Raw genomic sequence first — 10,784 nt, forward strand, 5'->3', positions numbered from 1 at the left:
GAATAGGAGAAATTGATGAAGATATCGGTTATCGGTTGTGGATACCTGGGAGCCGTCCACGCCGCCTGCATGGCCGAACTCGGACACGACGTGCTCGGCATCGACGTCGACGAGGCAAAGGTCGCGGCGCTGTCCGCGGGCCGGTCCCCGTTCTACGAACCCGGTTTCGAGGAACTGCTCACCCGGGTCCTGGAAACCGGGAGGCTGCGGTTCACCACCACCCCCGGCGACGACCTGGCCGATGTGGACCTGCACTTCATCGCCGTCGGTACCCCCCAATCCGAGACCGGGGCCGCGGACCTCAGTTATGTCGACTCCGCCATCGCCACCCTGCTGGCCGGGGCGGCACCCGGATCGGTGGTGGTGGGCAAGTCCACCGTCCCCGTCGGCACCGCCGCGCGCCTGGCGGACCAGTTGGCGGTCCGGGACATCGCCCTGGTGTGGAATCCCGAGTTCCTGCGCGAGGGTTTCGCCGTCGCCGACACCCTCCACCCCGACCGCATCGTCTACGGCCTGCCCGCCGACCCCGCGCATGCGGAGCTGGGGCGCGCCCGGCTCGACGAGGCCTACGCCCAGCTGCTGGCTGACGGTATCCCGCAGATCGTCACCGACTACGTGACCGCGGAGCTGGTGAAGGTGGCCGCCAACTCGTTCCTGGCCACCAAGATCAGTTTCATCAACGCGATGGCGGAACTGTGCGAGGCCACCGGCGGCGATGTCACCGCCCTGGCGGACGCCCTCGGACACGACGACCGCATCGGCCGACGGTTCCTGGGGGCCGGGGTCGGGTTCGGCGGCGGCTGCCTGCCCAAGGACATCCGCGCCTTCGTCGCCCGTGCCCAGGAACTCGGCGTCCACGACGCCGTCTCCTTCCTCCGAGAGGTCGACGCCATCAACCAGCGCCGCCGCGACCGGGTGGTGGACCTGGCCCTGCGCAGCCTCGGCGACCAGCTTCCCGGGGCGAGGATCACCGTGCTCGGGGCGGCGTTCAAACCCAACAGCGACGACATCCGCGACTCGCCCGCCCTGGACATCGCCCATCGCCTGTACCTGCTCGGCGCGCAGGTGAGCATCACCGACCCCAAGGCCCTCGACGCCGCCGTTCGGCGGCACCCGGACCTCGTCGCGGAACCCGACACGCAAAGGGCCCTGCAAGACGCCGACCTGGTGCTGCTGCTCACCGAATGGGACGAGTACGTCCAGCTGGATCCCGCGAGGGTGGCGAACCTGGTGCGACGCCCCGTCATCATCGACGGTCGCAACGCCCTCGACCCGGCCCGCTGGCGCGCGTCGGGCTGGACCTACCACGGTCTGGGAAGGTGAAACTGGGTGAGCCGATCTGCGAGTGTGCTGTCTCAGAACCGTCTCCCATGTCCTGAGACATGACACTCGTTCCCCGCGGCCCGGCTCAACCGGCTTTGTCCTCCCCGAAGCTGGTTGAGCCGGCCTGCTCGCGCAGCGAGCCGGTCGTGTCGAAACCATCTTGCGCATGTCCGGGGTGTTGTGGTCGGGTTCTGTTCACCGGCTGTCGGGGGTTTCGACTCGGGCCGCTCGTTCCTCGCGGTCCGGCTCAACTGGCTTTGAAAGGTTCATCGCGGTCCGGCTCAACCGGCTTAGAGAGGACTGCGAGCGTGGGAGAGGGTGATCATGGGAAAGAATGGAGGAATGAGGAGGTTTCTGCGTCGCGGCGGATCGACCATTCGCGCCCGATTCATGTTCGCGCTCGTGTTGGTGGCCGGGATCGCGCTGACGTTCTCCGGGGTGATCGTCGGGATCCTTCAGAGCCGGCACCTCAAGGACACCACCGAGAACCAACTGCGGCGGGTGGAGGGGGAGCTTAGGGCGCATGCCACCGATGGGGTGGATCCGGCGACCAAGGAACTGTTCAACTCCGCCCCCAACGTGCTGAAAACCTTCATGAAACGCAGCGTCATCAGTCCTGACTCGGGGGAGGCGGGTTTCATCGACGGTGAGCTCCGGTGGGTCGCCAGCCAGGACGTGAAACTCAGGCCCGAGGACGACCCCGAACTCCTGGATGCCGTCCGGGACAACCTCACGGGAAATGAGAACGTCATCAAACCCATCAGGACCTCCAAGGGGGACTACAGGGTGCTGGTGGCCGTCGTCAACATCGGCGACCACAAGGCCACCCTGCTGCGCGTCATCGACCTGGACCGGGCGGGGGCCCTGCTGCGGCGGTCCATGGCTTTCTACGCGGTGGCGGCGGTGCTGACGGTGGCGTTGCTGATCGGCCCGACGTGGCTGACCGTCGGCAGGCTGCTGAGACCGATCGGGGAGCTTCGGACCGCCACCGACCAGATCGACGAGCACGACCTCACCACCCGAGTTCCGGTGCGGGGCCGTGACGACCTGACCGCCCTGGCGAAGGCCGTCAACCGGATGCTGGACCGGGTGCAGGGCGCGGTCGAGGGGCAGCGCCGGCTCCTCGACGACGTCGGGCACGAACTGCGTACCCCCATCACGGTGGTGCGTGGGCACCTGGAGCTGATCGACCACGAAGACCCCGACGACGTCATCCAGACCCGCGACCTCGCCATTGAGGAACTCGACCGCATGGGTGGGCTCGTCAACGACCTCCTCACGTTGGCGAAGGCCGCCGAGAGTGATTTCGTGACCTTCACCAGCTGCGACGTCGCCGAACTGACCGATCAGGTGCTGGTGAAGTCGAAGGCGCTGGGGAACCGCGACTGGCAGCTGGAAAACGTCGCGATGGTGCAGGCGGTGCTGGATCCGTCGCGGATCACCCAGGCGTGGCTCCAACTCGCGGCCAACGCCGTCAAGTATTCCGACGAGGGAACCCGGATCGGCATCGGGTCGCGGGTGGAGGACACATCGGTGCTGTTGTGGGTGCGCGATCAGGGCATCGGCATGACACCGGAGGAAACCAAGGCGGTGCGGGAACGGTTCGTCCGGGCGACGGCCGCGGTGCAGCGGGCACCGGGGTCGGGGCTGGGACTCAACATCGTCGACAGTATCGTTGAAGCTCATGGCGGGCACCTGGACATCGAATCCGTGCCGAAGGGCGGGTCGGTGTTCACGCTGCGGATTCCGGTGAATCCTGCGAGCCCTTATTCGTCGCCCATCGGGCCGCTCCCGGCGGGCGTACCCTGACTCAGGAGACAACAGCAGTGAGCAGCATATTGATCATTGAGGACGAACCGAGGATCGCCGGTTTCATAGCCAAAGGGTTGAAATCGGCAGGATTCACACCCGAGACCACGGCCTCCGGTGACATGGGGGCGACGCTGGCGGTGCATGGCAACTTCTCATTGATCATCCTGGACGTCGGCCTGCCGGACATCGACGGGTTCGAGGTGCTGGAACGCATCCGCGGGCAGGGTGTGGCGACGCCGGTGATCATGCTCACGGCCCGCTCATCGGTGGCCGACCGGGTGGCGGGGCTGGAGGGCGGCGCCGACGATTACATGCCGAAACCCTTCTCCTTCGAGGAATTGCTGGCCCGGATCCGGCTGCGGCTCAGGACCGAACCCGAACCCACGAGAACATCGGCCAACTACCTGGAACATCGCGGTCTGGTACTGGACTACCGCACCCGTCGCGCCCAGGTCGACGGCCAGTGGGTGGATCTGTCGGCCCGAGAGTTCACCCTCGCGGAGGTGTTCCTGCGCAACCCGGGTCAGGTACTCAGCCGCGAACAACTCCTGAGCAACGTCTGGGGCTTCGACTTCGACCCCGGCTCGAACATCGTCGACGTCTACGTCTCCTACCTGCGCAACAAACTGGGCAAACAACGCTTCGAAACAGTCCGGGGAATGGGCTACCGCCTGGTGTGAGGGGAGCGTCCCTAAAGTCGACCGGCTTCGTCCTCCCCGAAGTTGGTTGAGCCGGTCGTATCGAAACCATCTCATCCCCAAGCTGGTAGAGCCGGTCGTATCGAAACCATCTCATCCCCAAGCTGGTTGAGCCGACCTGCGAGCGTCAGCGAGCGGGTCGTGTCGAAACCTCTTGTGCATGTTTGGGGAACTTGGTCGGGTTCTGGTTTTCGGGTGTGGGGTGGTTTCGACTCGGGCTGCTCGTTCCTCGCGGTCCGGCTCAACCGGCTTTGTCCTCCCCGAAGTTGGTTGAGCCGATCTGCGAGCGTCAGCGAGTGGGTCGTGTCGAAACCTCTTGCGGGTTTCCGGGGTGTTAGGGGTGGGTTCTGGTTTTCGGGTGTGGGGTGGTTTCGACTCGGGCTGCTCCTTCGTCGCGGTCCGGCTCAACCGGCTTGTGGGGGTGGAAGTTGGTTGAGCCGATCTGCGAGCGTCAGCGAGCGGGTCGTGTCGAAACCTCTTGCGGGTTTCCGGGGTGTTGGGGTCAGGTTCTGGCTGCCGGGTGTGGGGTGGTTTCGACTCGGACTGCTCCTTTGTCGCGGTCCGGCTCAACCGGCTTTGTCCTCCCCGAAGCTGGTAGAGCCGACCTGCTCGCTCTGCGAGCTGGTCGTGTCGAAACCACGGCGACCGCAGTCCAATCCTGCGAAGAAGTTATCGAACTGTTATCGAAAACGTCTTCTATTTGTGGGCGAGGTTGGATAGAATCGTATGTATGTTCGAGATGGTTCCCGGGTGTGTGGCGGAGGCCTTTGCCGCGCTTGATGAGGCGAATCGCCATGCCCGCGCCGCCGAGGTCGCCGCGGTGGTGGCCGTGGCGAAGGCCGCCGAACTCTACGAGGTTGATCAGGAAGCGGTGTTCGAGGGCATGGAGCGCGTGATCTTTCCCGGTCACGCGGGCACCCCCGGGGTGGGGGAGTTCCTTGCCGCCGAGATCGCCGGGATCCTCGGGATCTCCACCGGTTCGGCGCTGCAGAGGATCGCCGACGTGCTGGATGTGCGCTTCAGGTTCCCGCGGCTGTGGGAGGCCTTCCTGGGTGGGGAGCTGCGGTGGTGGCAGGTGGTTGACGTCACCAACCGGGCCGCCGTGCTGGGTGTGAAGGCGGTGGAGTGGCTGGATCGGCAGCTCGCCTGGGCGATGAAGGTCTGGTCGTGGCAGCGGATCCTCAAGCACATTGATCGGTGGATCGTGGAGGCCGATCCCGCGGTCGCCGCGGAGCGGGCCGAGGCGGAACGCCGCCGCCGGGACGTGGAGGTCTCCGGGATCACAGACGGGCACTGCACGATCTGGGGCATCGTGGACGCCGCCGACGGTGTTGCGTTCGATCACGCCCTCACCGCCGTCGCCCGGACCCTGCCCGCCGAGGAGGGTGACCTGCGGCAGCGGCGCGCCGCCGCGGTCGGTGTTCTGGCCCGGCGGGTGAGCGGCCAGGACGCGCTGCCCGCGGCCACCGTGGTGGTGCACGTGAACGCCACTGATCCCGCCCTCGGGCTCGTGGAGCCGACGGAGGAGGCCGGCGGGATCGCAGGTTCGAGTCCTGTCGCATCGGGTGCCGCCGTGGTGGAGCGCTGGGGTGCTCTCCTGACCGCGCGGCTTCCTGAGTTCCTGGCCGGTTCGCGGGTGACGGTTCGGCCCGTCGTGGATCCCTGGGCCATCAGCCCCGAGACCCCGCACCGTCCTTCCGTGTCGCTGCGCACGGCGGTCGAATCCCTCATGCCGCACGACGTGTTCCCCTACGGGGCGACGCCGTCACGGAGCTGCGACCTGGATCACACCGTCCCCTACGCCGACGACGGCGGCCCGGGCCAGACCAGGTGGGGAAACCTCGGGCCGTTGTCGAGATTCACACACCGGGTGAAAACCCACGGCGGCTGGCACCTGACCCAACCCGAACCGGGCATCTTCCACTGGAGTTCCCCGGCCGGATACCAGTACCTGGTCACCGCGCAGGGAACCATCCGCATCGCATCCCCGCCGCCCCGGCCCCGGGATCCCGAACCCCCGCCCGGCTGGGAGGAACCGCCCCCACCCGAGGCGGAGCGGTCGCTGGAAACCGAGGCCTGGGCCACCGCGGCATGGGTTCTCGCCACCTGACCGGCGTCCCGGGCTGCCCGCGTGAAGCCGGTTGAGCCGGGCGTGATCCCCTGGGTGAATGCCCGTGCCGAAATCGCCCGAGCTATTCCTCCCGGTCCGGGAGATCGAGGTCGCGCCATTCCTCGAAATCGTCCAGCGCGCTCGCATCGCCGGTCCGCAGCGCCTCGGCGACCGCCCGGGCGAGCTCGTAGCGGGGGTCTTCCTCCTGTCTGAGGCGTTCCAGGTTTTCCTCGAACGACCAGTCGCCGGTCGTGACTCCGGCGGCCAAGAGGGCCTTGAGCGCCCGCCCCGACGCGATCCGGTGCCGCGGGGAGTGCATGAACAAACAGAAGTGACACTCCGCACACAGCGCTTCTTCACCCCGCTCGGCAAGTTTCAACGCGCGCTCGGCAAACTCCACCCCCTTCTCATCCCGCCCCGTCGCGAATAGAAGTTGAGAATAATTCCCGAGGGCGATTGCGTTGTTGGGATCGATGGTGAGGGCTTGTGTGTAGAGTTTTTCTGCTTGGTTGTGGTCGTGGCGAATAGTGGTTAGAAAAATAGCGTAGGTGTAGAGGATGCTGGCCTTGTTTGGGCTGATGGTGATGGCTTGTTCGTAGAGTTTTTCTGCTTGGTCGTGGTCGTGGCGAATGTATGTGAGGAAGTTAGCGTAGTAGCAGAGGCTGTAACCGTCGTTAAGGTCGACTTTGATGGCTTGTTTATAAAGTTTTTCTGCTTGGTTATAGTTGTGGCGAATAGTGGTGAGGAAGACAGCGTAGGTGTCGAGGGTGCTGGCGTTGTTGGGGTCGATAGCGAGGGCTTGTGCGTAGAGCTCTTCGGCGTGGTCGTGGTTGTGACGAATGCCTGTGAGGAAGTTGGCGTAGTTGCCTAGGTTTTTGGCATTGCTGGGGTCGGTTTCGATGGCTTGTTTGTAGAGTTCCTCGGCGTGGTCGTGGTTGTGGCGAATGTTTTTGAGGAAGTTGGCGTAGCTGCCGAGGTTGGTGGCGTTTTTGGGGTCGGCTTTGATGGCTTGTTTGTAGAGTTCCTCAGCGCGGTCGTGGTTGTGGCGAATATCTGTGAGGAAGATGGCGTAGCTGCCGAGGAAGTCGGCATCAGTAGGATTTCTGGAAGAGATTTTTTGTAGCAGGTATTCCACTTCCTGCACGAGGTTCTCCGTCACCGTATCCCCTGTCAGCAGGTTCCTGGAGTGCATTTCAAAAATCAGGACCAGAGCTTGGAATGCTGTGTGTGGGCAGGTGGCCATGGTCGTCAGTGTGGTGTTGGTCAGGGGCCAGTCCGCCTCTTCCACTATAAGGTCCAGGGCTTCCCAGGAGTCCTTGCCGGTTCGTAGCACGAGGGGCGCATCAGTGGCGGTTTCGCCGATCACCCAGGACCACTCTGCCTCCCAGTCGGGATCCTCCCAGAGATCGTCGTCGTAGGCTTTCGCCAGCGTGAGGAGGGCCTCTTTGCTCGCGGACCCCAGGCCGACGCGGCTCCAGTCCGCTGCGGCCTTCACCAGACCGGCCCGCCCCTGGTGGCTGTCGAGCGCCGACGTGAACCGTCGGCGTATGTCCTCGGCCCTGCCGAGCACGCGGCCAAGCCCGAGCTGCTGAATGGATGCCAGATCCCCGGCGTAGCTCGTGCTTCCCACCGCATCCAGCTCGTCGTCGGACAGCTTGGCTTCGAGGGGGAGCGGGTGGAATCTGTTGACGATCTCCCAGCCGGGGAACTTGCTGTCCAGCTCTGCGCGCCATCTGGTGTAGTTCATGCGGGTCGTGGTGGCCACCACGGTGCAGGAATCATCGATCCACGTGTTCAGGACCCCGAGAGTGAACTCCTCTTTACCCAGGAAACGTTCCAGTTCGTCGAGGAAAATAATGGCGCCGCGAACGGGTCTTCGCCAATTTTTTAGCAGCTTCTCCACGTCGTCTTCGCTCTTGGGAAACAGGACGCGGGCGTCGGGCCATTCCTCGCGGAGCACCTGGACCACGAGGCGGGTCTTGCCAGCCATCGACGGGCCCTCCACCAGGACGGGGGTGCGGTCTTTCAGAAAATCGTGAAGCTTGTCGTGCACATCGCGGCGGACGTAGTCATCGACCTCCCTGTCAGACCTGTGAATGCGCAGCGAATCCAGGTGTGCCTTGCCGATCGGGCCGGAATCCCCAGACACCTCGGCGATCCATTTGTTGCGCGCCCGTGTCGAGATCCAGTCCCTAACCTGTGGTGTGAAATCCGCGACAACGCCCACAAAGGCCCCCAGAAGTGAACCGAGCACGCTCCACACCCCGCCGAGGGGGCTGAGGAGGGGGATTACGGCGCCCACGATGGCCCCGGCGAGCGGCAGAACCAGCCACCACACCGACGTGCCAGGATCAGATGATCGCGTGGACCGTTTCGACATCCTTGGCTCCTCCCGGCGCTGCCCTGGCAACAGGATAGTGGGGCCGGTGAGACGTGGAGCCTGTCTGCGACCACGTGGGTCTCTGGGGCAGGGGCCGGCGAACCGGGCTCAGCGATCAGTCGTCGTCGCGGTCGTCGCCGTCGTCGTCGCTGTCCTTCTTGGTCGGTTTGGCTGTCGCGGCTTTCGTGCTTTTCGTGCTCTTCCTGTCGTCGTCGTCATCGTCGTCGTCCCGGTCGGTCTTCCTCGAGGTCGTGGTGGGGACGGTCGTGTTGGCCGGCCTGCTGGTGGTTTGGGCCGTGGAACTGGTCGGATCCGCGGGGCCCGCCGGGTCCACCGGGGTGACCTCCGTGGGGATCGGAGGCTCGGTGGGGGAGGGACTGGCCGACGGGGCGGGCGGGGAGACGACGATCGCCGGTGAGTTCAGTTCGGGTTCCGCCGGGTGCGCGAGCTGGAACAGCAGCCCCGCAGTCAGCAGCCCTGCGGCGCCTATGCCCACCAGGGTGAGGGTGAGGCGGGTTCGTTCCGACTTCATCATGCTTCTCCTTCTGCTTGATTCAAGTGAACCCCACGCGGATGAGGAATCGGGCAGAACTTCATGAGGAAGTTCTCATGAAAACACACGCCGGTTGTCAATACAAATTTTCACGACCCGCGGCGGGATCCCGTCCGGCCCCGACCCACCCGGGCCGCTCCGATCGCGGCAGGCTGGCGCATCCCGCGCGAGGGAGTTATTGTATGTACAAAGCTCCCGGCGGTTCCGGCCGTCGGGCCAGCGGACTGGACGGACCCGAACGCGGTGCAGTCGGCACTGTTGCCGGTGGGGACGAAGCAATCCGCCGGACCAGCCTGAACGTCCCAGAAACCAGGGAGAGGTACATGACCACAATCACCCACTGGATCGACGGCGCCCCCTACGAGGGCCAGCCTTCCCACATGATCCCCGTCGAGAACCCCGCCACCGGCAAGGTCGTCGGTGAGTTGATGTCGGCCAGCCCGGCCGACCTCGACCACGCCGTCGCCGTCGCCAAGGCGGCCCAGAAGAAGTGGGCCAAGGTTTCCCTCGCCAAGCGCACCGCCATCATGTTCAAGATGCGCGAGCTGGTGCTCGCCCACCAGGACGAGCTGGCCAAGGCGATCGTCGAGGAGCACGGCAAGGACTACTCCGACGCCATCGGCGAGATCCAGCGCGGCCGCGAAACCCTCGACTTCGCCTGCGGCATCAACGTCGCGTTGAAGGGCGAGTACTCCTTCGACATCTCCACCGGCGTCGACATCCACACCATCCGCCAGCCCGTCGGCGTGGTCGCGGGTATCTGCCCCTTCAACTTCCCCGTCATGGTGCCGATGTGGATGCACCCCGTCGCCTTGGCCACCGGCAACGCCTTCATCCTGAAACCCGCCTCCCCGACCCCCACCGCATCGCTGATCATCGCCCGCCTCTACAAGGAAGCCGGCCTGCCCGACGGCGTGTTCAACGTCCTCGCCGGTGACCGCAACCTGGTCTCCGACATCCTCACCCATCCCGGGATCGACGCCATCTCCTTCGTCGGCTCCACCCCGGTGGCGCACGTCATCCAGGACACGGGTGTCGCCCACGGCAAACGCGTCCAGGCCCTCGGGGGTGCGAACAACCACGCCATCGTCCTGCCCGACGCGGACCTCGAATTCGCCGCCCAGCACATCTCCGCCGCCGCCTTCGGTGCGGCAGGTGAACGCTGCATGGCGCTGCCCGTCGTGGTGGCCGTCGGTGGTATCGCCGACAAGCTCGCCGAACTGGTCGCCGCCAACGGCGCGAAGATCAAGGTCGGTTTCGGCCTCGACGAGGGCGTCCAGATGGGTCCGGTCATCACCGCCAAGGCCCGCGACCGCATCGTCGGTCTCATCGACGACGCAGAAAAGCGCGGCGCGAAGGTGGTGCTCGACGGGCGCGGCCTGAAGGTCGAGGGCTACGAGGACGGCTTCTGGCTCGGCCCCACCATCCTCACCCACGTCCCGCTCGACGCCCCCGCCTACAAGGAGGAGATCTTCGGTCCGGTGCTGTGCATCGTCGACGCCGAGAACTACGCGGAGGCCATCGAGCTCGTCAACGCCAGCGAGTTCGGCAACGGCGCGGCGATCTTCACCAACGACGGCGGCTACGCCCGGCGTTTCCAGCTGGACGTCGAAGCCGGCATGGTGGGCGTCAACGTGCCCATCCCCACCCCGGTGGCCTACTACTCGTTCGGCGGGTGGAAGGAATCGCTGCTGGGCGACACCCACATCCACGGCCCCGAGGGTGTGCACTTCTACACCCGCGCCAAGGCCATCACCACCCGGTGGCCCTCGGAGTCCGGTGCCTACGCCGCGACGATGAGCTTCCAGCGCGAGGAGTGAACCGCCCCACGTGAGAGGTGCTGGGCCGTGAGCGGTGGCGAACGGTCCGGCGAACTTTCCAGCCCCTGCCCCGGCGACCGTCAGGTCG

7 protein-coding genes are annotated in these 10,784 nt (G+C 65.5%); 5 read left to right on the forward strand and 2 right to left on the reverse strand.

The features are described 5' to 3' along the window. Window positions 1-15 precede the first annotated feature (15 nt). The 4 genes from ACO6D6_RS09220 to ACO6D6_RS09235 all read left to right on the forward strand — a co-directional run bounded on the left by ACO6D6_RS09220 (window position 16) and on the right by ACO6D6_RS09235 (window position 5,943). Window positions 16-1,323: a UDP-glucose dehydrogenase family protein gene (locus ACO6D6_RS09220; RefSeq protein ID WP_484784965.1), complete on the forward strand. Its 1,308-nt coding sequence runs from the start codon at window positions 16-18 to the stop codon at window positions 1,321-1,323. A 342-nt stretch (window positions 1,324-1,665) separates the two neighbouring features. After that, window positions 1,666-3,132 (forward strand): sensor histidine kinase, encoded by a 1,467-nt coding sequence (locus ACO6D6_RS09225; protein WP_484784966.1) that lies wholly within the window; start codon window positions 1,666-1,668, stop codon window positions 3,130-3,132. A 17-nt stretch (window positions 3,133-3,149) separates the two neighbouring features. Further along, on the forward strand, window positions 3,150-3,815 hold the full coding sequence (locus ACO6D6_RS09230; RefSeq protein WP_484784967.1) for a response regulator transcription factor: 666 nt from the start codon (window positions 3,150-3,152) through the stop codon (window positions 3,813-3,815). Between the two features lie 748 nt (window positions 3,816-4,563). Further along, complete coding sequence (locus ACO6D6_RS09235) at window positions 4,564-5,943, forward strand: DUF222 domain-containing protein (protein ID WP_484784968.1); 1,380 nt, start codon at window positions 4,564-4,566, stop codon at window positions 5,941-5,943. 82 nt (window positions 5,944-6,025) lie between these two features. On the opposite strand, the gene ACO6D6_RS09240 is transcribed toward ACO6D6_RS09235, so the two are convergent. Both ACO6D6_RS09240 and ACO6D6_RS09245 read right to left on the reverse strand, forming a co-directional pair. After that, the gene (locus ACO6D6_RS09240; protein WP_484784969.1) at window positions 6,026-8,323 is read right to left on the reverse strand and encodes a tetratricopeptide repeat protein; all 2,298 of its coding nucleotides are present in this window, start codon (window positions 8,321-8,323) and stop codon (window positions 6,026-6,028) included. A gap of 115 nt (window positions 8,324-8,438) precedes the next feature. Continuing rightward, window positions 8,439-8,855 carry a hypothetical protein gene (locus ACO6D6_RS09245; protein ID WP_484784970.1) on the reverse strand — a complete coding sequence of 139 codons (417 nt, stop codon included), beginning with the start codon at window positions 8,853-8,855 and terminating at the stop codon, window positions 8,439-8,441. 344 nt (window positions 8,856-9,199) lie between these two features. On the opposite strand from ACO6D6_RS09245, the gene ACO6D6_RS09250 reads away from it, so the two are divergent. Beyond that, a complete protein-coding gene (locus ACO6D6_RS09250) occupies window positions 9,200-10,696 on the forward strand; it encodes a CoA-acylating methylmalonate-semialdehyde dehydrogenase (protein WP_484784971.1) in 1,497 nt (498 codons plus the stop codon). The last annotated feature ends 88 nt before the right edge of the window (window positions 10,697-10,784 follow it).

The sequence above is a fragment of the Arachnia sp. genome, from assembly GCF_057238465.1.